The 24,555-nt window shown below is 64.1% G+C and carries 21 protein-coding genes; 19 read left to right on the forward strand and 2 right to left on the reverse strand.

The window, feature by feature from the left end:
• Nucleotides 1-7 precede the first annotated feature (7 nt).
• The 10 genes from FGU65_RS04020 (at nucleotide 8) to FGU65_RS04065 (ending at nucleotide 4,999) form a co-directional block, all read left to right on the forward strand.
• Nucleotides 8-277: a hypothetical protein gene (locus tag FGU65_RS04020; RefSeq protein ID WP_301663126.1), complete on the forward strand. Its 270-nt coding sequence runs from the start codon at nucleotides 8-10 to the stop codon at nucleotides 275-277.
• Nucleotides 277-510, forward strand: coding sequence for a thioredoxin family protein (locus FGU65_RS04025; protein ID WP_301663127.1), 234 nt, complete (start codon nucleotides 277-279; stop codon nucleotides 508-510). The genes FGU65_RS04020 and FGU65_RS04025 overlap by 1 nt, the downstream gene beginning before the upstream one ends.
• A gap of 5 nt (nucleotides 511-515) precedes the next feature.
• On the forward strand, nucleotides 516-911 hold the full coding sequence (locus FGU65_RS04030; protein WP_301663128.1) for a putative zinc-binding protein: 396 nt from the start codon (nucleotides 516-518) through the stop codon (nucleotides 909-911).
• Nucleotides 898-1,140, forward strand: coding sequence for a thioredoxin family protein (locus FGU65_RS04035; RefSeq protein ID WP_301663129.1), 243 nt, complete (start codon nucleotides 898-900; stop codon nucleotides 1,138-1,140). The genes FGU65_RS04030 and FGU65_RS04035 overlap by 14 nt, the downstream gene beginning before the upstream one ends.
• A 1-nt stretch (nucleotide 1,141) precedes the next feature.
• Nucleotides 1,142-2,005 (forward strand): putative zinc-binding protein, encoded by an 864-nt coding sequence (locus FGU65_RS04040; protein ID WP_301663130.1) that lies wholly within the window; start codon nucleotides 1,142-1,144, stop codon nucleotides 2,003-2,005.
• Between the two features lie 10 nt (nucleotides 2,006-2,015).
• Nucleotides 2,016-2,786, forward strand: a complete 771-nt coding sequence (locus FGU65_RS04045; RefSeq protein ID WP_301663131.1) for a DUF169 domain-containing protein — start codon at nucleotides 2,016-2,018, stop codon at nucleotides 2,784-2,786.
• 15 nt (nucleotides 2,787-2,801) lie between these two features.
• On the forward strand, nucleotides 2,802-3,209 hold the full coding sequence (locus FGU65_RS04050; RefSeq protein WP_301663132.1) for an arsenate reductase ArsC: 408 nt from the start codon (nucleotides 2,802-2,804) through the stop codon (nucleotides 3,207-3,209).
• 2 nt (nucleotides 3,210-3,211) lie between these two features.
• On the forward strand, nucleotides 3,212-3,559 hold the full coding sequence (locus tag FGU65_RS04055; protein ID WP_301663133.1) for a putative zinc-binding protein: 348 nt from the start codon (nucleotides 3,212-3,214) through the stop codon (nucleotides 3,557-3,559).
• Between the two features lie 178 nt (nucleotides 3,560-3,737).
• The gene (locus tag FGU65_RS04060) at nucleotides 3,738-4,286 is read left to right on the forward strand and encodes a nitrophenyl compound nitroreductase subunit ArsF family protein (RefSeq protein ID WP_301663134.1); all 549 of its coding nucleotides are present in this window, start codon (nucleotides 3,738-3,740) and stop codon (nucleotides 4,284-4,286) included.
• Nucleotides 4,283-4,999, forward strand: a complete 717-nt coding sequence (locus FGU65_RS04065) for an aromatic aminobenezylarsenical efflux permease ArsG family transporter (RefSeq protein WP_301663135.1) — start codon at nucleotides 4,283-4,285, stop codon at nucleotides 4,997-4,999. Before FGU65_RS04060 ends, FGU65_RS04065 begins: the two co-directional genes overlap by 4 nt.
• 278 nt (nucleotides 5,000-5,277) lie before the next feature.
• Here FGU65_RS04065 and FGU65_RS04070 read toward each other — a convergent pair whose 3' ends face one another.
• Together FGU65_RS04070 and FGU65_RS04075 are read right to left on the reverse strand one after the other, a co-directional pair.
• Nucleotides 5,278-5,682 carry a hypothetical protein gene (locus tag FGU65_RS04070; RefSeq protein WP_301663136.1) on the reverse strand — a complete coding sequence of 135 codons (405 nt, stop codon included), beginning with the start codon at nucleotides 5,680-5,682 and terminating at the stop codon, nucleotides 5,278-5,280.
• 142 nt (nucleotides 5,683-5,824) lie between these two features.
• Complete coding sequence (locus FGU65_RS04075) at nucleotides 5,825-6,070, reverse strand: hypothetical protein (protein WP_301663137.1); 246 nt, start codon at nucleotides 6,068-6,070, stop codon at nucleotides 5,825-5,827.
• A 116-nt stretch (nucleotides 6,071-6,186) separates the two neighbouring features.
• On the opposite strand from FGU65_RS04075, the gene FGU65_RS04080 reads away from it, so the two are divergent.
• From FGU65_RS04080 to cobN, 9 genes are all read left to right on the forward strand, one after another.
• Nucleotides 6,187-6,720, forward strand: a complete 534-nt coding sequence (locus tag FGU65_RS04080) for a hypothetical protein (RefSeq protein ID WP_367652353.1) — start codon at nucleotides 6,187-6,189, stop codon at nucleotides 6,718-6,720.
• A 731-nt stretch (nucleotides 6,721-7,451) separates the two neighbouring features.
• Complete coding sequence (locus tag FGU65_RS04085; protein ID WP_301663138.1) at nucleotides 7,452-9,218, forward strand: DUF3344 domain-containing protein; 1,767 nt, start codon at nucleotides 7,452-7,454, stop codon at nucleotides 9,216-9,218.
• A complete protein-coding gene (locus FGU65_RS04090; protein ID WP_301663139.1) occupies nucleotides 9,205-10,191 on the forward strand; it encodes a DUF3344 domain-containing protein in 987 nt (328 codons plus the stop codon). Before FGU65_RS04085 ends, FGU65_RS04090 begins: the two co-directional genes overlap by 14 nt.
• A complete protein-coding gene (locus FGU65_RS04095; RefSeq protein WP_301663140.1) occupies nucleotides 10,188-10,853 on the forward strand; it encodes an ABC transporter ATP-binding protein in 666 nt (221 codons plus the stop codon). Before FGU65_RS04090 ends, FGU65_RS04095 begins: the two co-directional genes overlap by 4 nt.
• Entirely contained in the window at nucleotides 10,850-12,067 is a 1,218-nt protein-coding gene (locus FGU65_RS04100; protein WP_301663141.1) for an ABC transporter permease, read from the forward strand. Before FGU65_RS04095 ends, FGU65_RS04100 begins: the two co-directional genes overlap by 4 nt.
• A gap of 133 nt (nucleotides 12,068-12,200) precedes the next feature.
• Nucleotides 12,201-16,325 (forward strand): DUF3344 domain-containing protein, encoded by a 4,125-nt coding sequence (locus FGU65_RS04105; RefSeq protein WP_301663142.1) that lies wholly within the window; start codon nucleotides 12,201-12,203, stop codon nucleotides 16,323-16,325.
• Nucleotides 16,326-16,470: 145 nt separating this feature from the next.
• A complete protein-coding gene (locus FGU65_RS04110) occupies nucleotides 16,471-19,572 on the forward strand; it encodes a DUF3344 domain-containing protein (RefSeq protein WP_301663143.1) in 3,102 nt (1,033 codons plus the stop codon).
• A 117-nt stretch (nucleotides 19,573-19,689) separates the two neighbouring features.
• Nucleotides 19,690-20,640 (forward strand): nucleoside recognition domain-containing protein, encoded by a 951-nt coding sequence (locus FGU65_RS04115; RefSeq protein WP_301663144.1) that lies wholly within the window; start codon nucleotides 19,690-19,692, stop codon nucleotides 20,638-20,640.
• Between the two features lie 117 nt (nucleotides 20,641-20,757).
• Complete coding sequence (gene cobN / locus FGU65_RS04120; protein WP_301663145.1) at nucleotides 20,758-24,513, forward strand: cobaltochelatase subunit CobN; 3,756 nt, start codon at nucleotides 20,758-20,760, stop codon at nucleotides 24,511-24,513.
• Nucleotides 24,514-24,555: the final 42 nt, after the last annotated feature.

Consider the following 24,555-nt stretch of genomic DNA (forward strand, 5'->3'; position numbering starts at 1 on the left):
AGAACCAATGGAGACGACGAAGAAACGGGAGAAACCCTGTTGCGCCGCCGAGGCGCTGCGGCGGATCCGCCGGATCGAGGTCGGGGAGGTCGTCGTCGGGCTGGCGATGCTCGACGACATCCTGGCCGACGTCATCGATCTCGGTCTCGCCGGGGAAACCGCTATCGGCGATGAACTGATCAGACAGGTAAAGATCTACAACTACGTCCCGAAGGAGGCCGAACCAATCTACCGGGCGGCGCTCCTCCGGGAGTATCACAGCGAGGTGAAGAAATAATGAAAGTAGAAGTACTCGGAACCGGCTGCGCCAAGTGCAAGCGGCTCACAAAGAACGTAGAGACAGCGATCAAGGACCTCGGCATCGAGGCCGAACTCGTCAAGGTCGACGACATCACCGAGATTATGGAGCGGGGCGTGATGCTGACGCCGGCACTCGCCGTCGACGGCGACCTCAAGGTCTCCGGCCGGGTGGCCGACGTCAAAGAGATAAAAGAGATCCTGCAGGGGTGACGGACGTGACCCGCGAACGGCGCGTCATCGTCGCCTGCTGCGGTGGGTCGTATCCCGGACAACTCGCCTGCCGCGGCGCGGTGCGGCTCGCCCGTGAAGGTTACGGCGATCTTGTCGGCGTCGCTGCTCTCGCAGCCGGGCATGTGCCCGAGATAGAACGGGTGCGGGCCGCAGACGATATCGTCGTCATCGACGGCTGCGAGACCGGCTGCGCCCGTGCCGTCCTCGACCTGCTCGGGATCGAGCCCGCCCAGTACATCGTCGTCGCCGATCTCGATCTCCGGTCGACCGGCTACCTCGGGATCGACCGGCGGGACGTCGACGCGGTCGTCTCTGCCGGATGGGTGCGGGATCGTGCGGCCCGCAATCCCCGGAGGGGGAGAGAGCATGGTGCTGATTGAAGTATTCGGGACCGGTTGCGCCAAATGCAAGCGGATGAACAAGAACGTCGAGATCGCGGTCAAGGACCTCGGGATCGATGCGGATGTACGGAAGATTGAAGACCTCGATGCGATGATCGAACGCGGTGTCATGCTGACGCCGGCGCTCTACGTCGACGGCGAGCCAAAAGTCGTCGGGCACGTCCCCTGCGTCGAGGACATCAAACAGATACTGCTTGGAGTGAAGTGACATGGCAGAACAGACAGTACCCCGGTGCGCCTGCGGAGGCGACGCGGAGCCGGAAGGCGGAACGAAACGGATCATCTTCGCCTGCGCCGGCGCGTCGAAGGCCGGACAACTCACAAACGAGGCTGCCGTTCAGTTAGCAGAGGAAGGATACGGGAATATCGCCTGCACGGCGTCGCTCGCCGTCGGAACACCCTCGATCACGAAGAAGGTCGAGGCGGCGGACGAGGTGATCGTCATCGACGGCTGCCCGGTCGGCTGCGCCCGCCAGATCGCAGAGCAGGCCGGGGTTACGCCCGACCAGGAGATCGTGGTCACGGACCTCGGGATCGAGAAAGGCGGGAGCCTCGATTGTACCGAAGAGGACGTCGAGACGGTCGTCTCCGCCGCCTGGGAGGGAAAAGGGAGAGAAAAGACCTGCCGGCCCGCCGGCGGCTGCGGGTGCGGCTGCGACTGCGCAGAGCCGGCAGACACTCTCGTCGTCGAGTGGCGGCATATCGGGAAAGATGTCGGGAACACCTGCGAGCGCTGCGGCGAGACCGGACGGGCGGTTCTGGCCGTCATTGAAGAGATACGCCCGATCCTCGAAGAGGAGGGGATAGAGGTCCGGTTCGTCGAGACCGTCCTGCCAGACGATGTGGTCGCGGAGTCGAACAGCATCCTCGTGGGCGGCGTCCCGCTCGAAGACCTGATCGAGGGGATTGAAGTAACCAGCACGCCCTGCGCCTCCTGCGCCTGCATCACCGGCAAGGACGACGTGGAGTGCCGTGCGGTCGAGTACGGGGGCGAACGCTACGAGGCGATCCCACCGGAGCTGATCGCCCGGGCGGCGCTCAAAGCGCTCGGAATCGATACCACAGCGGAATAACGTGATAACTGTGACAACTATCGACGGCATTCAGAAAATGGGATCGACGATGAAGGAGCTCCTCGAGCTCTCCGGGTCGCCTGTCGGCGTACGGATCGTGAAACGGGCCGATGAGATCGCAGAGGCCGAGCCCGCCGGGGGGCACCGGTTCTGCCAGGCGCTGATGCGGGGGAGGCGCGGCGACCACGTCGTCGTGACCGCCGAGACGATCGCGTGCCCGGCGGCTGCCCGTGCCTTCGGGTTCAAGCCGCTCCCTGAGGCGCTGAACTCGGGGAAGGGCCTGGTCGGTTTCGGGATCACCGCAGAAGAAGCGGTCGGGCAGCAGATGTTCGCCGGGATGACCACCTTCGAGCCGGGCGAGATCGTCCAGCTCGACGTCTTCCCGCAGGACGCCGCCGGGAGCGAGCCCGATATCGTGGTCGTGGAGGACGAGGTCGAGAAACTGATGTGGATCGTCCTCGCCTACATGCATGCCCGCAGGGGAGAACGGGTCTCGGGCTCGACCGCCGTCCTGCAGGCGACCTGCGTGGATTCAACGATCATCCCCTACGTTGAAGACCGGCTCAACTACGGATTCGGCTGCTACGGGTGCCGGGACGCGACCGACATGAGGCCGGGCGAGGCGATCGTCGGGTTCCCGGCGCACTACCTCCCCGAGATCGTCGAGCACCTCGAGTACCTGAACCAAAAGGCGCTCCCGCATTCCCGGGGCAAGCACGCATTTGCGGCGCTCACGAAACAGCGGGGAGGCGATGAACAGGGCTCCTGCTCATCGCTCTGACGAGAGGTGATCTTCATGAAAAAGAGAGTGCTCTTCGTCTGCACCCACAACGCCGCCCGCTCACAGATGGCGGAGGGCTACGTGAACGCCCGGTACGGCGACCGGTACCAGGCGTTCTCCGCCGGCACCGAGCCCGGGACTCTGAACCCCTACGCCGTCCGGGCGATGGCAGAGATCGGGATCGACATCTCCGGCCACCGCGTCAAGGATCTCGCCAAGTTCGACGAGCAGGAGATGGACGTCCTCGTCGCCGTCTGCGAAGGAGGGCTCTGCCCCTTCTTTCCCTGGGCGAAAGAGGAGAAACACCAGGAATTCCCGGACTCCTCGACCCTCACCGGCACCGACGAGGAGATCATGGCCGGTGTCAGGCGCATCCGGGACGCGATCACCGGCTGGATCGACGAGACGTTCGGAGAAGACTGACGATGGCAGTCACGGTCGTCGCCTGCTCCGGGATCTCGAACACCGGAAAGCTGACCTTCCATGCCGGGACGGCGCTCGTCCACCGCTCCTGCGGGGCGGTCGAAGCCTGCATCGCGGCCACCCGGCCGACGGCGTCGCTGGAGAATGCCCTGCGGCATGCAGAGCGGATCCTGGTACTGGACGGCTGCAGCGACTGTTGCGGGAGGAAGAAGGTGCAGGCGCTCGGGGTCGAACCGCACCTGCACCTGGTTGCAACCGACTGCGGGATCGAAAAGAATGGAATGGCCGAGCCCCGGTTCGAGGAGATCGAACGGCTGGCCGCAGCCGTGCTGGAGGCGGTACGGCGGTGAAAGCCCCGTCTCTCCCACCCGTCACCGTCCTGCAGAGGGGAGAAACGCTCTTTTTCAATGACAGGTGGATCGCCGGCCGGATGACTCCCGGGAGAAAGTATATATAGCGGCGTGCATAATAGGCCGCCACCACTTCAAATAAAATTGTAATAGCAACCTGCACAAGGAGTGTCCCCTGATGAAACCAGAAAGAACAAGCACTACCGTATCCCGGCGCACGCCCGGGCGGCGTACCGGCAGCATATCCGGCGGAAAGATCCTGCCGTTTGCCATGCTGGCGGTGCTCCTCGCCTGCACGGCGCTCTTTACCGGATGCGTCGCAGCACCCGAAGGGGAGGCCACAGCTGCCGCCGCTGCGCCGGAGACGATCAGCGGCACCGTCGCCAGAGTCGAAGTCATTCACTTCACCACGCCAAACCAGTGTTACTCCTGTGTGGTGCTCGGTGACTATGCCGAAGAGACCGTGAACACGCACTTCGCCGACGAACTCGCCTCCGGGAAGATGGTCTTCGACCATATCAGTATCGCCGACCCGGCGCAGCAGGAGATCGTCGAGCGCTACGGCGCGACCGGGTCGTCGCTCTGGATCGGCGTCTACGACGACCAGGGCGGGTTCTACCCGGAGGAGGACGTCAGGGTCTGGTACAAATTGAACGACAAACCCGGTTTTACGACCTACCTGAAGACGGTCCTTGAGATGCGCCTCCGGGGTGATCTGACGCAATGAACCTGATGGGGTTCATGGAGACGATGGGGACGAGCAGTATTCCTCTCGTCGCCGCGTTCTTCATCGGGCTGATGATGGCGCTCTCCCCCTGCCCGCTGGCGACGAACATCGCCGCGATAGGGTATCTCTCCCGCAGGATTGGCAGCCCCGGCCAGACCCTCCTCGCCGGGTCGCTCTACGGCGCAGGAAGGATGGTCGTCTACGTCGGGCTTGCGGCACTGATCGTCATGCTCGGGCTGAATGTTCAGGCGGTCTCGCTCTTCCTGCAGGCCTGGGGCGAGGTGCTGGTCGGCCCGCTGCTGATCGGGGTCGGGATCGTGATGCTCGATCTCGTCCCGCTCAGTTTCGGATTCGGCGGCAGCAGCAGGCTCGCGGCGTTCAAGGAGCGGCTCGCCAATCAGGGCTTGGCGGGGAGCTTTCTCCTCGGTGTGCTCTTCGCGCTGGCCTTCTGCCCGTTCTCGGCGGTGCTCTTCTTCGCCATGCTCGTCCCGCTGGCGCTCCGGACCGGCGACCCGCTGGGCGTCCCGGCGGTCTTTGCCGTCGCCACGGCTCTGCCGGTGATCGCGTTCTCGCTGATCATGGTGACCGGGGCTACAAAGGTGGGGAGCGCGATGAAGGCGGCGGAGACGTTCGAGTTCTGGATGCGGCGGATCGTCGGGGTGCTCTTCATCGGGATCGGGGTTTACCTCCTCGCGGCAATGCTGCTCGGGTGATGCTCACCAGAAACCACTGCCCGATGACGGACGCCGCTCCTTTCTCCTTATCCGAGAGGGTGTCATGCTTGCATCGCCTCGAGCAATCTCCTGGCGGCGGCGTTCCTGAGGGCGGTTATGGAGCAGGGCAGCAGCATCGCCTTGCAGAGCCCGGCGCCGTCCGCGGTGAGCGAATACTCCTCGCGGGGGCGATGCGCTGATCGGGCCCGGGGCTGTGATGCTCGATCTCGCGTCCGCTCGCCATCGGGACGGCAGGAAAAATCGTTCAGGGGAGGGGATTATTTCCATTCCCACATTCTGTCGTGCACCGTTCCGTCGGGATCGATCTCGACCTCAAAGGCCAGCGGCACATCGTTGAGCCGGCTCATAACCGGCGACGTGGTCCGCAGGTGCCGGATTCCCCGCACGCTCCATCCGGATCCGTCTTTAGGTATGCGGATCCCGGAATCGTGCAGTATGGCCACGCCACCGGTCCCGGTCATTATGGTTCCGTCGCCTTTCAGGAACGTGCCGCCCGGGAGTCTTTCCTTCGACCAGAATGTTGCGGTAACGGTGATCTCGGTACCAAGAACCTTCCCGTTCGACTCGATGATCCTCTCGATCCTCGGTTCTCCTCCACGGTGGCGGACAAGGCGCTGCTCGACCACCCTGCCCGTCGTTTCTCCAACCAGCTCTCCGATCATACGTATCACCAAATGGACTGATCGCGTCGATGTATATAATGGTAGACTCTCCTGCTCGTTTTAGTGCACGAACGGTGTCGGTGCCGCTGTTCCTGCTCTCACTTCGCGGGATGATATCCGGCGGCCTGCCCCGGAACCGGCGTCACCACCCACCAATCACCCTTACCATCACCGCCACGACCCCGCCGACCAGCCCGCCGGCACCGGCACCGATCCGCGAGACCCGCTGCTCCTCGCCGATCTTCGTGTGCCGCCAACCCTCGAGGTCACGGAGACGGGTCTCGTGATCACCTGCCTGCTCCTTCATCTCCGTGAGCGTCTTGCACATCCACTTCACGTCCCTGCTGATCTCGTAGACCATCTCCCGAGTTGTCTTCTCCTCCGGCATAACCGCATTCCTCCATTGGAGAAAGGATAGGCGGTAAAGGCAGATTACTATTACTTTAAGTAATATATTATGATTGTCTGTCATAATCCCGGGACTCGGCAGGCAGGAGCAATCCAATGGCAGACTTTGTCGAGACCAACAACACCAAGACGGCGGTCCGGGAGCTCACCGCTCCGATCGCCGACATCAGCACCTTCGACGCGCTCGTCGCGTCGGTGCTGAACGACAACCCCTTCGGGTGCGTGGACTACGTCGAGGGCGGCGTCACGTATGACGGCATCAGCCGCAACCGTGAGTCCTACACCGCGAAGGTGATCTACGAGGACGCGGCCGCGAAGACCGTCGGCCGGATCTCCGCACGGGCGCCGAGCGTCGCCGCGTTCGGTGCCGCGGCAACCGAGCTGATGGGCAACGCAGCACTCGAGGCCGCGATGGGCGGCGACGCCGTCCGCGACGCTCCGCACGACACCTACTCGTGCCAGCTCAAGTGCCACGACCCGTCCGGGGAGATCTCCTACGTCACGTTCTCCCGTGATGCGTTCGGATCACGAGCTACCAGAGCGACACCATCCGCACCACGGTCGGGACCTGGGCGGACAGCGTGCCGACCCTGGCGTGAGGGAGGGAATATCCCTCTCTTTCTGTCCTGAAAGAAGGGCAATTTGGCGTTCTTTTTCGATTTTAGCGAAGGTTTCAGATGCCAGATTCCGGCATTGGAATTAACCGGCTTATATCGCTCCGATTGTCGGGAAACGGCAGGATCGGAAGGCCATATCGATCATATGAGCGAGAGTAATTTTCGAAGGATGTTTGGTATGGGTCGCCCCGAGATCGGCCGTCTGAGGGCTTCTGTGAGGGTGCTTTTTCCGGCGGATCCGGCCGGAATTGCTGGTATTTAAGTATTGCTTGACCAAAAACGGTCTCCTACTTACTGCGTACCTCCGAGGGAGAGCATAAAAAGAAGGGGTCTGGAAAGGAAGGACGTGCAACGGAACACCGGCATTCGGATACGGTATGAGGCGATATGAAACCCGCTATCCGGGACACTCTGAGGGTCACCCCTCACACAATAGTGTTACTTTATTGTATAAAAGTATTACCTAATAATTGAAATATTGCAGTATGTAACAACAATCGCATCGAATGCACCGCAATGGAACCGGGAAGAAGGCCGGAAAGGCGGTAGCCATCGCGGATAAAACTCGGAGGCACGGCGTGATCAGGCCCCCTTTCCCGGGGACAGCGATCCGCAGATAGATCTGTGGGAGTCCCGATAGTCCGGCACAGAGATGGACTCGCACGGAAAGTACAGAGAGAGTCTGATAAATCGCAGCATTTTTCGAAAATAATAATACCACCGGATGAATATACGCAATCAAGTATGAAGAGCCGTCGCATCATCAGCCTGCTGTGTCTCTCCGCGTTTCTCCTTCTCTGCTGCACGCCTGCGGCTTCGGCACTGTACGAGTTTGAGGGAATACCGCTGACACTCTCCGCTCAGGGAGCCGTTCCGGGAGAAGTACTCACCTTCGGCACCTACGGCCTTGCAGAGCCGCCGATGGAATGCACCTTCGATCTTCCGGCAGTGCCGGTCTATGCACGGGTGTACGCAGGGGTATGGGGCGGCACCGAAGACTACACCGGATGGGCAGATATAACCGTGAACGACGCCGGACCTACCCGGTTCGCCCTCTCCGGCACCCGCGACACGAGCCCGGACATCTCTGTCTCCAGCCACGGGATCTACTGGATCGCCGCCGACCCGGCCGGAAACCTCCGGGAGGGCCAAAATACCGTCACCGTCACCACAAGCCGCGGAGAGGCGGGGAACCGTCTGGACGGCCGCGTCTATGCCGTCTGCGTGGTCGCCGTCGTCGAGAAAGCCGGCGGAACGGTCACGCAGTACTGGATCGCCGAAGGGAACGAGAACCTGCACGGCGAGGGATGGGCGGGAAGCAACCCCACCCGGAAGGACACCGCATCGGTCTCGTTCGGACACGCCGACCGCTCCGGCATGACGGCCGCCGAACTCATGATCGTCCTCCTCGCTTCGAACCGGGGCCAGCCCGACTACCTTGCCATGAACGGCCGCGACCTCGGCTCGCCCTCATGCACGGCAGATATCGGCAACGAGCGCTCGTTTGATGCCGACGGCGGCGGCGGAATCGAATCGCGGTACGTCGATGCCGAGCGGTTCGATGTCACCGCCCTTCTCGAACGCACCAACACCGTCCTCTTTGAGCGGGGGAGAGACCAGAACGGCGACGGCACCATAACATCGTCGGGAACGGCGATCGAAGGCGAGGACTACATCCACCCCTGCCTCGCCGTGCTGACCCTGGAGCGGTCCGGCACCGATCCGCTTCCGGACCTCGTCGTCGAACGCATCCGCACCGAAAACGCCTATGCCGGGGAGACGGCGACGGCGGTCGCCGAGATCAAAAACTACGGCTCGCCCCCGGCAACGCCGGTCACCGTCACGTTTGATCTGAACGGCAACCGTATCGGCGAGGATACGGTCACGCCCGACCCGGCCGGCAACGCCGAGGCAACAGTCACCTGGCCGGCGTCCGGCGGAGCGTTCACCCTCACCGCGGCGATAGCGGAGGCAGGCAGCCGGGCATCCGTCGACCTGACGATAGGCTCGCTGCCCGACCTTGCCGTCACGATCGGGACACCCTACCGCGCCGGTGCCGGGGCGGCAGAACCGCCGGAGTCCCCGCTCTCTCTCGTGCCGCTGATCGCCGGTCTCGGCGCGATCGCCTACCTCCGCCGCTCCCGTCCGCCGGGCAGCCTCGGGCTTCTTCCCTGTCTCCTCATCGCCGCACTGCTGACGGGATGCCTCTGCACCGGCGGCACATCGGCAGGCGCCGGCGGCTACGCCGAATACCTGCTCCCGGTCCATATCGAGAACAGCGGCGGAAGCGATGCCCCTTCCTTCCCGGTCACGGTCTATCTCGACGGTGAAAAAGCGGCATACAAACCGGTGGACTTTGGCGTCGCGGCGGGGAGCAGCACAACGGTCACAATCCCACTCTACACCACCCCGGGTACGCACCGGGTGCGGGTTGTTCTGGACGAGACCGGTGCGGTCAGAGAGCAGACGACGGAGAACAACATCGCCGAGGGTTCGTATGGCTTCCCGTAGCTTCACCGTCCTTGGTATCGCTCTCCTCATCGCGCTGGCAGCGCCGGCATCGGCATCCTATGCGGGCGACAAACCCCTGACCACCGTCATGGCCGACGAGATCGGCGGCGGCTACGCCTTCACCCTCGGGAACAGCACCTACAGCGGAACGCTCGAACCCGGCGACACCTACACCGTCGCATTCGAGCAGACGCTCCCCGCCGACGCCCGCATCACCGACGCCCGGGCGTACGTCTACTGGGCATGGAGCAGGGTCGGGCAGCAGGCCGTCTATCCTGCCATGCAGGTCGCACTCCCGGGAGTGGGACGGCAGGAACTCAACCGTTCGCAGCGGTACGTCGACAGCAAAGGCTTCGTCAGTTCGAACGACTTCTTCTCCGGGATGGACGTCTACCCGCTCCCTGCCGCCGCCGTCGCAAAAAACCCTGCAACCGTGACGGTCGCGAACGCGGCGGACGACAACACCTCGTTCGTCGTGCAGGGAGTGGGGCTCCTGATAGTCTACGAGAGCCCCTCCTCCCCCCAGGGGATGCTCTGGGTGAAAGAGGGGTGCGACATGCTCTACAGCAGCTACGGCGTGCAGCCCGAGATGGCCACGAACAGGATCGAGTTTGCGGGCGCAGTCGATACGAGTGCCGTCCGTTCGGCGACCCTGCAGCTCGTCGCCCCCTCCGGCGGATACACCCGGACGGACGTGCCGCAGAAGAACGCCGTCACGGTCAACCGCAACACCGGCGACCGCCTCCCCGCCTTCATCGAAGTCATCCTGGAAGCCCTCTTCCCGGGATACAACGGGAGAGAATGGACCGATGCGTTCGACGCCACCGAACAGACCCAGGTCGGCACCGACACCCGGGATATTGCCCCCTACCTCCGGTCGCGGGAGAACATCGTCACCGTCCGCGATAACGGCGACTACCTCCTGCTGACGAACGCGTTCCTCTGGATCGATCTTGGGGAGGAACAGGCATGACCGCGATCGTTGCAACAGAGCGGCTCACGAAACGCTACGGTACAACGGTGACGGCGCTCGACGATGTCTCGATCGAGATCCGGAGAGGGGAGTTCGCCGCGATCGTCGGCCGCAGCGGCAGCGGCAAGAGCACGCTGATGAATATCCTCGGCTGCCTTGATGCGCCGACCTCCGGCAGCGTTGCCATCGGCGGCCGGCAGGTCGACTACACCGACCGAAGCGCCCTCGTGCACCTGCGGCGGACGGCCATAGGGTTTGTCTTCCAGCAGTTCAACCTCATCCCGAACCTGACGGCCGAGGAGAACGTGGAGTACCCGCTCCTCTTCAACTACCGGGAGAGGGGCGAGCGGACGGAGCGGGCACGGGCGCTCCTCGAACGGGTCGGCCTTCCCGAACGCGCTTCGCATTACCCGGCCGAGCTCTCCGGCGGCGAACAGCAGCGCGTCGCCATCGCCCGTGCGCTCGTCCACGACCCGCTCATCGTCCTCGCAGACGAACCGACCGGAAACCTGGACTCGAAGACCAGCACCGATATCCTCGAGCTGCTCCGCGAGCTGAACCGCGACCGGCAGACGACGTTCGTCGTCGTGACGCACGACCGGGAATGCGAGTCGCTCTTCGACCGGACGATCGGGATGGTCGACGGGCGGGTGGTGGCATGATGGCGAAATGGCTTGAGTATGCACGGATCGCCGGCCGGCAGGCGCTGCGGAAACGGGCACGCCTGCTGCTCACCGCGCTCGGGATCGCCATCGGGGTCGCCGCCGTCGTCGGCATCGTCTCGCTCGGCGAAGGTATCCGCTGCCAGTCCGTAGCGATGATCGAGGAGCAGTCTGACCTGGCGCTGATCGAAGTGACCGCCGGCCTCCACGGGGGGACGATCGTCCCCATCACGGCATCGAAGACGGCCTCGATAGCCTCGCTGCCGCACGTGCAGGCTTCGGCACCGGTGGTGAAGGCTGCCTTCGCCACGCGGCAGCAGACCTATCTCGGGGTCGTCGGCGGCAGGTGGGACGAGATGGTCGCGGTCTTCGATCCGGTTCTGCACCAGGGCAGAGGATACCGTGCCGGGAGCGCCGACGCGGTCATCGGGCGCGACCTCGCCGACCAGCTCCTGCGCTACGAGGGTATCAGGCCGGGCGATACCTTCGGCGTGCTGGTACGGGAGTACGGCGAGTCGGGACTGCCGGAGGACCGCGAGGGCGACCTTGCGGCGGTCGGTATCCTGCAGGAGCGGGACGATGCGCTCGATACCGCCGTCCTCATGGATGCCGCGACCGTTACGGCGCTTGCGGGCGAGCGGGACACCTACGACGCGGTCTACGTCCGGGTGGACAGCCCCGAGAACGTCTTCTCCGTCGTCGAGGGGATCGAGGGGCTCGGCCTGAACGCAAACGGGGCGTTCGAGGAGATAGAATCGGTGAACAACCTCATGGACGTCGTCATCCTCGTCCTCTCCTCCTTCACCGGCATCTCGCTGGTCGTCGGCGCCCTTATGATCGTGAACACCATGATCATCTCGGTCTTCGAGCGGATGCGGGAGATCGGGATCACCATGGCCGTCGGCGCATCGCAGAGCGACGTTGTCGGGCTGATCCTGCTCGAATGCCTCTACATCGGCATCATCGGGGGGCTCATCGGCGACCTGATGGGGATCGGGTTTGCTGCGATCATCAACACAGTCGGAAGAAGCCTGATCCTCGATCGGCTCGGTGCGAACTTCGCCGGATTCGCGGAAGCGGACATAACGCTGATCACGCCGCAGATCCTGGCTGCCGGGATGCTGATAGCCGTCCTCCTCTCCCTGCTCGCCGGCATCTACCCGGCGCTGAAAGCAGCCCGGCTCAATCCGGTGGAGGCCATCCGGCAGATGTAGTTGTGCTACGTTTTCGAAAACTCTTTTTACTTCATGGATGTAATGCACACACTAGTATTCGCGGTTTTCTGCGCTCCGCTGCCCACGTGCCCGGTTCAGAACCGTGAACCGACCGGATCCGGGTGAAATTCCGATGAAAATCCTTTGCAATCCTCTATCCCGGCAGTATGCCCCCGTCGCCGTCGGCGTGCTGCTCGTCCTCCTGCTGCCGAGCGCCGCATCCGCCGATACCTACATCGGCGGGATCCCGCTCTCGACCGTGCAGCAGGGAACAGTCTCCGGCGATCTCTGGTGGGACTCGTTCTACGGCATCGCCGGCCAGCCGATCGGCCAGCCGAATACCCAGGTCAAGACATTCACACTCCCGCAGCACACCGGGATACAGTGGGCACGCGTCTACGTCGCCGTCTACTGCGGGAACCAGCAGAGCAACTACGAAGGAACGGCGCGGGTGCGGCTTGACGGCGACGGCGACGGCACGTATGAACGGACGCTCGGGACGGAGACACTGGACGTTCCCTACACCTTTCCGGGTGAGGGCGGCACCGGTCCGGTCACGGTCAACGGTCACTGCAACCGGGTTTCGAGCGATTACCTGATGTGGTACGACGTCGCCGACGAGATCACCGGCAGCCGCGTCTCCGTCGAGGTGCACACGGATAAGAACGAAGGCTACACGGGCACCTTCGACGGCAGGATCAAGCTCATCACCCTGGTGGTCGCCTACGACGACGGCGACACGGACGAGGTCCGCTACTGGGTCAACCAGGGCCACGACGTCTGCAGCTATCAGGACGATGCCTACGTCGGCGAGTCCGTCTTCTCTGCAGGCAGCATTCCCGACTCCTGGTCCGATGCCCGTCTCGCCATCGCCCACATGGCGAGCTCGGAGGGGGAGTACGAGTTTAACCGCGAGTACCTGGATGCAGGGTCGGCACGGGGCTCCTACGCAGGTTCGCAGTCCTGGGACGTCACGGACACCGTGGAGGTCTCGGACGCCAACTCGTTCGTCTACCGCAGGAGCGCGGAGTTCTTCAAGATCCCGCTCGCCATGCTCACCGTGACCTATCCGGGCGACCGGAACGGCGCGATCCGCGTCACCTCGAGCCCGGCAGGCGCTGACGTCCTGCTCGACGACGAAGAGACGGGAGAGTCGACAAACACGACGCTGCAGGGGGTGCCGGCCGGCGACCATGTCGTCACGGTCTTCAAGGACGGCTACCGCGAACCCGACGAGAAGTGGGTGACCGTCGAGGGCGGCGGCACCGCGGAGGTGCACTTCTCTCTGACACCCATCACCGGAAGTATCCAGGTTCTATCAGAGCCGGCAGGCGCCGCGATCTATCTTGACGGAGAGAAGCAGGCCGCCGTGACCGATGCGACACTGAGCGACGTCCCGGTCGGCGAACATACGGTCACGGTGAAGAAGGCGGGATACCAGGATGCCTCCGAGACCGTCACCGTCGAGGAGGACGAGACAGCAGAGGTCTCTTTCGAGCTCTCGGCCGCTGCGGGCGGCGGAGCGGGAGGGACGACGTCGTCCGGCGGATCCGCCGCGTCGGATACGCAGGGCTACTCGGGCGGGGCTCTCACCCTGTACCGGACGGGAACGCTTTCCGGCGGGTTCCTCTTCGTGAACGCAAGCGGCTACTCGGGCCTCCTCGCCCCGGGAGACGCAAAGGAGTACACCCTCCCGGTGGAGGTTCCCGCCGGCACCACCGTCGAGGCAGCCCGCCTGTACCTCTACTCGACGTGGAGCCACGATGCCCGGACAAGGAACGGCGTTGAGCCGAAGATCTTTCTCTCTGTAAACGGAAAGCAGACCAAAGCGGACGCAACCTACACCGACCGGAAGGGCACAGGTGCATACGACTACCTGATCGGCACCGGGTGCTACGATCTTGCGAAGGTGGTGACTGCGTCCGGCGATCTTCGGATCACCGTCAGGAACGACGGGAGCGGCGATGCGGAGTTCGCCCTCTACGGCGCCGCCCTCGCCGTCGTCTACCGCGATGCCGGCGCCCCCGAGATCACCTACTGGCTCTACGAGGGATGCGACGCGCTCCTCGCATCTCCTGAGTTCGGGACGACGACAGAGACAGCAACGACGAGCATCTCGGTCCCGGGCGAGATCGACGCGGCACAGGCCGACGGGGCGCGCCTGTACGTCGTCGCCACCGCGGCGTCGGGAACGGATGCGGACGAGAACCGCATCGCCTTCAACGACTGGGAGTGGTTCAACCTGCTCGGCGGCGGATCGTCGGCCATCAGCATCGCCGACCTCGCCGTCCAGCCCTACCTGAGCGGCCGTGACAACAGGGTGGAGATCCAGAGCTATATGGCCGGCGCAAAAGGCGACTACCTCGAGAGCAGGAACGTCTTCCTGATCCTCGGCCAGGGTGATACCGCCGGCACCGCTTCTCCCCCGCCCGCACGGGAAACGCCGGCGAACCGCACGGCGGCCGCCACAGCCTCGGCGTATCCCCTCTCCCTTACCGGCGGCCGGGTGCAGGCCAGCCACATCGCCACTCCCGACGGCATGCTGACGCTCCACATCAGCGAGGGGACACGCCTCCTGGACGGCGAGGGCACGCCGGTCACGGCCGTCACGATAGAAAAACTGACCGCAGCCGGAGCAGGGCTCGCCCCCGATATCACCTGGGTCTACCGCATCGGCCCCAATACCGCATCTTCAGACATCCCCATGGTGCTGGCGGCGGAATGCAACGGGACAGCGGGCTCGTTCATCCGGATCGATCCCGGCAGCGGAGCGTGGCGGGAGGTTGCGACGAAGGCCGACCCTGACGCCGCCACATTCTCCTGCCGCATCACCGCGTTCGGCACGTACGCCTTCCGGCCGGACGCAGCGGGAGAGGCGGACACCGTTCAGATCGCCGTTGGCCGGCCGGACGGTGGCGGAGGCCTGCTCGCCACCCTCATCGACGCGATTGTTGCCCCCCTGCTCACGCTCATCTTCGGCCCCGCGCCGGTGGAGACCGGGATCACGGAGATCACGGTGATCGAACCTGCCGGAGATGCGTCCGCGGCACCAACCGGATCGGCGGCGCCCCCCGGCGATGATGATGAGACGCCCCCGTCGCTCCGGGTCCGTTCGAACCCCGCCGGCGCCCGGATCACCCTCGACGGCACCTACCTCGGGAAGACGACGCCCGCGACGATCACGGCCGTTGCAGCAGGCACCCACCGGGTACGGATCGAGCATGACGGTTTTCGGCCGGTCGAACAGGAGGTGATCGTCGACGGCGAAACCGACATCTGCATTGAGCTCTTTGCGGAAGGCGGACTGACGCTGAACCACCTGAAGATCGACGGCATCGACGGACTGGCCGACGGAAACATGCTCGGCGGCGTATACGTCGAGTCCCTGCCTGCCGGGGCAGAGATCTATGTCGACGGGAAAAAAACCGGTCTTTTCACCCCGAAGGTCGTCTACGGCCTGAAAGAGGGGAAACACACGATTAAAATCATGAAGAAGGGTGCACTGGTTGAGGACGGAGACGTTACCGCATGGACGGCTTCGGAGAGCACCTGGGTGTACCCCGATGCCGTCACCGGTGTAGCATTCTACCAGGGCCCCGCCCCCATGGTAAAGAACGTCACCATCGAGTCGGCGGCGTACGCGGGGAAGGGCGTGACCGTCGACGGCAGGTACCCGCTGCACACGATCCCCTGCACCGTCGAGACCGATGACATCCATCCCTATATCACCATCTTCAACGAGGGCAGGTACCTCTCACACCGGATAACGCCGAACGAAATTCTGACGACCGTCACCATCCCCGAGATGCCGCCGGCGACCGGCACCGTCCGGGTCGACTCGGTCCCGTCGGGAGCAGATATTTACCTCGACGGGCACCCGACCGGCTTCTGCACCCCGTATCTCATCGGAGACGTCTCCGAAGGGCCGCACCGCATCCTGGTGTCGAGGAACGGGTACCACCCGGAGGAAGCACAGATCTGGGTGGTTCCCGGCGGTGCAGATCCGGACGACGAGATCACCTTCACCCTCGGCTCCTACGTCTACGGCTCGCTCATGGTGAACAGCACCCCGGCAGGGGCGAAGGTCTATCTCTACGGCAGGGATGCCGGCGTGACGACACCCTGCCTCATTCCCTACCTGGAGATCGGAACATACGACATCAAGTTGAAGGCCGACCGCTCGTCGGAGCTGGTCGAAGGTGTCCTGGTCACGCCCTATGCGGTGCGGGAGATCCGGGTAGATCTGGCGGAAGAATAACGCATCTTTTTTTCAGAAACGCCGCATTCGCCCTGATGCAGAATTATTCGTACAATTTGATAAATTTTCCCACATATTGTGATAGTATAATTCATAAGTTTTATTTAGTATTGAATTTTTAGAGAAACGTAATAATGGTGAGACGATGAAACGACATATTCCACACCTTCTTTTCGTGCTTCTCTGTATTGCACTCCTTGCGCCCTCTGTTTCTGCAACTGGCGCACCGGATCTCGTAATTTCCAGTCTTACGACCAACGGCGGCGAGATCTTCGCTCACGAACCGAACAACGTCACCGCGACCGTCGCGAACATCGGCAATATGGATGCAGGCGCTTTTGACCTGCAGTTTGCGATCGGCGGGAACGACACCGTGGTCGCAATCCCCGGCCTTGCCGTGGGTGCCACGACGACCGTCGAGATCACCGATCCCACGATCCGCGCCTTCGGCGAGTCCGTGACGATCACCGTCACCGCCGATCCCAATGACGAAGTCGCCGAGCTGAACGAGACGAACAACACCGCCACCGTCACCAGGACCGTCGTCTACAACGGCTACAAGGGCAAGCGCTACACCGACGGCGACGACCTGACGACGCGGGTGTCCTTCGCGGGACGGTATGACGTCGTCTACTCCGCCGGGAACACCGCCTACAACGGAGCGCTCTGGACTACCCAGACCTACGGGTGGACCGCAGCCGATCTCCCAATCCCGGCCGGCGCCACGGTGGTCAGCGCCCGGCTCTACCAGGGCTACACCTACAACAAGATGGGCGTCGACCCGGCCTTCACGCTCTCGTTCAACGGCAACACGGTCACGCCTGCCGCGACCTACCAGGACATCAAGAACTTCGGATCCTACAGTTACCCCTACGGGATGTACGTCTACAACGTGACCGACCAGTTCGACCCGGCCGGGAGCAGCATGACCATCACCCCGGAGGCCGGGAACAACTACGGCCTCTACGGCGCCTACCTGGTCGTCGTCTACGAGGACGCCGCGGCCACCGAGAAGACCATTCTGATCAACGACGAGTTCGATATGCTCTACGCCCGCGCCTCCTACGCCGTCACCTCCGACGAGGCGACCGCGTATGCGCCCTTCGCGAACGTCGATACCGCCAACCTCCAGAGCGCCCGGGCGGTCGCCGTCCTCTTCTCGGCCGGCGACGCCGATAAGAGCAAGTTCTTCTTCAACGCCCAGGAGTATGCCGGGTTCTGGACAGACTACCAGACAAATCCGCAGCTCGGGTTCTCGGTCTACGACGTGACCGCCGCCGTGCAGGACGGCACGAACGAGGCACGCCTGCAGAGTTACGACGGCGGCGCGAACGGCGACAACATGTATGCCGCCACCGCCATTCTGGTCGCCGAATACACGGGCAGGCCGAAGGCCGACCTGATAGTCACCGGCATTGCGACCAACGGCGGCGAGATCTTCGCTCACGAACCGAACAACGTCACCGCGACCGTCGCGAACATCGGCGATGCGCCCGCAGGCGCGTTCGACGTCGGGTTCCTCGTCGGGAATTACACCGCCCTGATAAACGTCACCGGCCTTGCCGCGAACGCCACGACGACCGTCGAGATCACCGATCCCACGATCCGCGCCTTCGGCGAGTCCGTGACAATCACCGTCACCGCCGATGCCGGCGACGCCGTTTTCGAGGCAAACGAGACGAACAACACCGCCACCGTCACCAGGACCGTCGTCTACAACGGCTACAAGGGCAAGCGCTACACCGACGGCGACGACCTGACGACGCGGGTGTCCTTCGCGGGACAGTATGACGTCGTCTACTCCGCCGGGAACACCGCCTACAACGGAGCGCTCTGGACTACCCAGACCTACGGGTGGACCGCAGCCGATCTCCCAATCCCGGCCGGCGCCACGGTGGTCAGCGCCCGGCTCTACCAGGGCTACACCTACAACAAGATGGGCGTCGACCCGGCCTTCACGCTCTCGTTCAACGGCAACACGGTCACGCCTGCCGCGACCTACCAGGACATCAAGAACTTCGGATCCTACAGTTACCCCTACGGGATGTACGTCTACAACGTGACCGACCAGTTCGACCCGGCCGGGAGCAGCATGACCATCACCCCGGAGGCCGGGAACAACTACGGCCTCTACGGCGCCTACCTGGTCGTCGTCTACGAGGACGCCGCGGCCACCGAGAAGACCATTCTGATCAACGACGAGTTCGATATGCTCTACGCCCGCGCCTCCTACGCCGTCACCTCCGACGAGGCGACCGCGTATGCGCCCTTCGCGAACGTCGATACCGCCAACCTCCAGAGCGCCCGGGCGGTCGCCGTCCTCTTCTCGGCCGGCGACGCCGATAAGAGCAAGTTCTTCTTCAACGCCCAGGAGTATGCCGGGTTCTGGACAGACTACCAGACAAATCCGCAGCTCGGGTTCTCGGTCTACGACGTGACCGCCGCCGTGCAGGACGGCACGAACGAGGCACGCCTGCAGAGTTACGACGGCGGCGCGAACGGCGACAACATGTATGCCGCCACCGCCATCCTGATCGCCGAATACGCCGCCCCTGCCCCCACGCCGGTTCCGACGGCCGCACCGTCCACCGGAGGCGGCGGCAACGGCGGGAACTCACGGTTCATATTCGATGCCGGAGCGGGCACCATCCTGACCTCTTCTGAAGGGAAGGTGCTCCGCGAAGTCGATATCGCGGCGGCAGACGGCATCGCGGCGCTCGTGATCCCCCAGAACGTCCTGGCGCTGGACGGCGAAGGGTCGCCGGTGCACGAGATATCGATCGAACCCGCCTCGTCGGCATCCTTACCGCAGCCGGCGAACGCACGGTTTGCCTTTGCAGGGAGCGTCTACGACTGCTCGCCTGCAGGAGCCACATTCGATCCCGCGATAGATCTCGTCTTCACCCTCTCCGAGGAGGAGTGGAATGCTCTCCAGAATTCCGACCTGAAGGTGCAGTACTACAATGCAAAGACCGGAGCATGGGAGGACGTTCCGGCGACCGTCGACGCGGCGACCCGCACGGTCACGGCCAGCGTTGCGCACTTCAGTACCTTCGCCCTGGTTGCGGCAGAGGCAGGTTTGGCCAACAGTGCGCCGGCGCCGACGGCAGCGGCACATACACCGGCACCTGCAACGACCTCATCCGCCGCGGGCGCCGCAGAACCGACGCAGGCACCGGGCTTTGAAACGGTGCTTGCGCTCGCCGCCCTTGCCGCTGGAGCCGCCGCGATTGCACGACGGCACTAACCCCCTCTTTTTCGCAGAAGTGTCCGGCCGGCCGGAGATGCAAGGGTTGATGAAAGGCCGGGCGAATACCTACAGAGTGCGCAGACTCCCAGGAACAGAACGGAACACCGGTGACGCATGATTGCGATCGGATCTCTCCCCACGCTCGCCGCCTACCTGATTCAGGCCGTCGTGCTCATAACGGCAGGCATCATCCTCGCCAGTATCATCGCCGAGACCGGGGTTTTCTCACGCCTGACCAGGGTCTCCCGCCCGCTCTGCCGGGTTTGCGGCCTCTCCGAACCCTGCGTGGTCTGCGTCCTCGCGATGGTGGTCAATGCCACGGCAGGAAAGTCAATGCTCGCCGAATACTTCCGCGACGAAAAGGTCCGGAGAGAAGAGGTCATCCCCGCACTGCTGATGGGGACATTCCCGGCCGTCCTCGGCGAGTCGCTCTTCCGCGTCCAGCTGCCGACGGCGCTCGTCCTCCTCGGACCGGTCGTCGGAACGCTCCATACGCTCTTTAACCTCTTCTCGAGTTTCCTCCAGACGCTGGCCGCCATCGCCTTCTCCCACATCTTCCTCAGGACCCATCTCGAGAGCCTGATTCCCGCTCCCGATGAGAAACCGCTCTCGTTCTCGGCCGCAGCCGTCAAACAGGGATTCTTCCGGGCGATACCGACGCTCCGGCGCGTCCTCCCGGCGACCGTGGCGGCGACGCTGGTCTTCTCGGTGCTCTGGGCCTCCGGCGGGATGGACGTCATCGCGGCGATCTTCGATCCGCTGCTCCACCTGGTCGGCCTTCCCGGGGAGAGCAGCGCAGCGCTCGTCGCGCAGTTCGTTCACTTCTCGGCCGGCTACGCCATCGTGGGGTCGCTGATGATCGAGGGCGTGCTCATCCTGAAGACCGCGCTGATCACGCTCGTCATCGGGAGCATGATCATCATCACAAGCATCTACATCAAGTACACGGGCCCGCTCTACCTCTCCCTCTTCGGCAGATACGGCGTCCGCGTGACACTCGTCACCTACGGCGCCAGCATGGGAGCGAAGCTCGTGACGATCGCACTCATCATGGCCTTCTTCTGATGCGCCCATGGCGATATACGAATTCATACGAATTTCACAAAGTTCATAATGGATATTACAAGAATGTAGATCAGTAGCCGTGCCCGGGACCACCGTCCGGGACGAGCAGGGATGTCCATGAAACTATCCGTGATTGCATGGGGAAGCGAGGTGCTGCAGATCGCCGGCGCTGCGGAGGGCCTCGGCATCGAGCTCGACGCATGGCCGGTTCACGGCCTGCGGGAGGATGTGCATCAGGTGGGCGCCTGCAGAAAGGCGCTCGCAGATGCGGACTGTATCCTTGTCCACCCGTCGTACGACCCGTTCTGGGACGATCTCCTCGCCGACCTCCGCGAGGATCTTCCGCTGATCGCTTTTGGCTATGCCGACACCTTCTGGTCCGCCTCGACCGTACCGCCGTCCGTCGCAGCGACGGTGAGCACCTACTTCCTGTATGGCGGAGAGGAGAATATCGCCAATATGCTCCGCTACCTGCTCGCCGAGGTCATGCACCGCGACGCGGCCTACGATCCTCCCCGGCCGATGCCGTGGGAGGGGCTCTACCACCCGGACGCCCCGGAGGTCTTCGATGACGTCGAGGCGTACCTGGCGTGGCACGGCCGCCGCCGTCCCCACTGCATCGGGCTGCTCTTCTCCCGGACGCACTGGGTCGCCGGGGATTGTGCTGTCGTCGACAGTCTTATCCGAAAACTCGAGGAGTTCGCGGACGTCATACCGGTCTTCTGCTACGGGGTGGCGGACGCCGAGCTTGGCACCCGGTCCGCCCGCGATCTGATCGAGACGGTCTTTGCCGGCAGGATCGACGCCCTCGTGGAAGCCCGTTCTTTCATCCATTCAAGCGACGTCGATGCCTACGTCGGGGCGCTCTCCGATCTCGGCGTTCCGGCCTTCCACCCGCTCATCCTCTACCACAGCACCGCAGAGGAGTGGGCAGCGGGCACGGAGGGCATGTCCAGCACCGAGCTCTGCTGGTGCGTCGCGATCCCTGAGTTCCAGGGGCTGATCGAGATGATCCCGGCGGGCGCCGCGGAGAGCAGCGAACGGTCGGGCACGGAGTGCGAGGTGCACGTCCCGCTCGAGGAGCGGATCGACCGGATCGCCGCACGCATCCGGAAGTGGATCACGCTTCGCAAGAAGCCGCCCGCGGAGCGGAAGATCGTCTTTGTCCTGCACAACAAGCCCTGCTCGTCCGTGGAAGCGACGGTCGGGGCGGGCGCCCACCTCGACACGCTCGAGAGCGTCGCCCGGATCCTCCGCGCCATGCGCGATCAGGGCTACGCAGTCGAGTGCCCGGAGAGCGGCGAAGACCTGATCGCCGCCATCATGGGGAAGAAGGCGATATCCGAGTTCCGGTGGACGTCGGTCGAGGAGATAGTCAGGTGCGGGGGCGCCCTCGCCCTGGTGGGCAGGGAGGAGTACGAAGCCTGGTTCGAGACGCTCCCCGAAGACGTGCGCCGGGCGGTCGTCGAGGCATGGGGCGCACCTCCCGGAGAGGAGATGAACGGGGTGCCGCCGGCGATGGTCTACCGGGACGCGATCGTCGTCACCGGCATCCGCTACGGAAACGCCGTCGTCTGCGTACAGCCGAAACGCGGATGCGCCGGGCCGCGGTGCGACGGGCAGGTCTGCAGGATTCTCCACGACCCCGGCATCCCGCCGACGCACCAGTACCTGGCGACCTACCACTGGCTCGAGGAGACGTTCGGGGCCGACGTCATCATCCATGTCGGTACGCACGGGAACCTGGAGTTTCTGCCGGGAAAGAGCGTCGCTCTCTCGGGGAGCTGCTTCCCGGACATCGCCGTCGGCACGGTCCCGCACCTCTATATCTACAACTCGGACAACCCTCCCGAAGGGACGATGGCGAAACGCCGGTCGTATGCGACGATCGTCGACCATATGCAGACCGTCATGACCGAGAGCGACCTCTACGCCGAGCTCAAGGACCTTGAGGAGCAGATCGCGGCATACGGGCGGGCAAAACCGTCCGACGCGGCCCGCGCCCACGCGCTCGAGCATACCATCGTCGACCTTCTCAGGGAGACGAACCTCGCGGACGACGTCCGGCTGGACGAACGCCTGGCACGGGGCGAACCGTTCGAAGCGATCTGCGAGGCGGCGCACCGGGTCGTCACCGGGATCTACAACACGCAGATCCCGGACGGCATGCACATCTTCGGGGATCTTCCGGACGGCTCCCGGCGGACGGAGTGCATCGGCGCCATCCTGCGCTACACCGGAGAAGCCCGCCGCCTCGTCCTGGAGATGACAGGCGGCGGCGTCGATCCCGCCGGAGCCGACAGCATTCTCCTCCGGGAGGTCGACGAAGCGGCGAAAGGCCTGATCGCTGCGTTCCTCGACGGCCTCTCTCCTGCCGCCGCCGCAGAGCGCGCCCTCGGCGACCGGCTCCGCGCCCTCCCGGAGGCGGCGCTTTCCTCCCTGCAGGCGACCGTCCTTGAGATATCCGGGAAGATCGAGGCCTCCGACGAGATCGAAAGCCTCCTCCGTGGCTGCGCCGGCGGCTACATCGAGGCGGGGCCCGCAGGACTGATCACGCGGGGCAGGCCGGACGTCCTCCCGACCGGCAGGAACTTCTACTCGCTCGACCCGTTCCGCGTGCCCACGAAGGCGGCCTGGCGGATAGGCAGCCGTCTCGCCGAGGGCGTGGTGAACAAGTATCGCGAAGAACACGGCGCGATGCCCGAAAACATCGCGATGTACTGGATGGCATCCGACATCATGTGGGCCGACGGCGAAGGGCTCGCCCAGATCCTGGCGCTCATCGGCGTGGAGCCGGTCTGGGTGAACGGAAGGGTCACGACCTACCGGGTCATCCCGCTCGAAGAACTCGACCGGCCGCGGATCGACGTCACCGTCAGGACGAGCGGGATCCTCCGCGACAACTTCTATAACTGCATCGAACTCCTCGACGACGCTATCCGGGAGGTCGCGCTCCTCGACGAACCGGCGGAGATGAACGCTCTCAAACGGCACGAGCAGGGCGGAGCGCCGCAGCCCCGGATCTTCGGCAGCCGTCCCGGCACCTACGGCAACGGGGTCAACCTCGCAGTTCACGCTTCGGCCTGGAAGGAAGAGGCGGATCTTGCGGACATCTTCATTACCTGGAACGGCTTTGCCTACGGCCGCGGGTCGTACGGGGAAGCGGCGCACGATTCGTTTGCAGACCACCTGCGGTCGGTCGACGTCACGTTCAACAAGACCGTGACCGACGAGTACGACCTCCTCGGGTGCTGCTGTTACTTCGGGTCGCACGGCGGGATGACGGCCGCCGCCCGCACCCTCGGCAACAAAGATGTCCCCGTCTACTACGGCGACACGCGGGAGAGCGACCGGGTCGAGGTGCGGACGCTCGCCGAGGAGGTCCGGCGGGTGGTGCGGACGAAGCTCCTGAACCCGGCATGGATCGAGGGGATGCGCCGCCACGGCTACAAGGGAGCCGGCGACATCTCCCGCCGCGTGGGATCGGTCTACGGCTGGGAGGCGACCACGCAGGAGGTCGACGACTGGATCTTCGACGATATCGCGAAGACGTTCGTCCTCGACGATTCGATGCGGCAGTTCTTCGAGGAGCAGAACCCCTGGGCGCTCGAAGAGATCGGCAGGCGCCTGCTGGAGGCGAACGAGCGCGGTCTCTGGGAGGCCGACCCAGACGTCCTCGACGGCCTGCGGGCGGCGTACCTCGAGATGGAGGGCTGGATCGAGGAGCGGATGGGGGATGCGGGCGGCGACGTCCAGGGCGGCGCGATCAGGGTCATCGACGCGGCGGAGGCAAAAGCCTGGAGAAAGAAGCCCGGTGCCGACCGGCCATCGGGAGGCTCCCCTGAAGGATCTCCGGAGAGCCGTGCCGGATGACACGAAAGGCCCTGCGACCCGCGCCATCCGTGTGAGAATCAG

It is taken from the genome of Methanoculleus frigidifontis (assembly GCF_030464345.1).
GTDB classification, from domain to species: Archaea; Halobacteriota; Methanomicrobia; order Methanomicrobiales; family Methanoculleaceae; genus Methanoculleus_A; species Methanoculleus_A frigidifontis.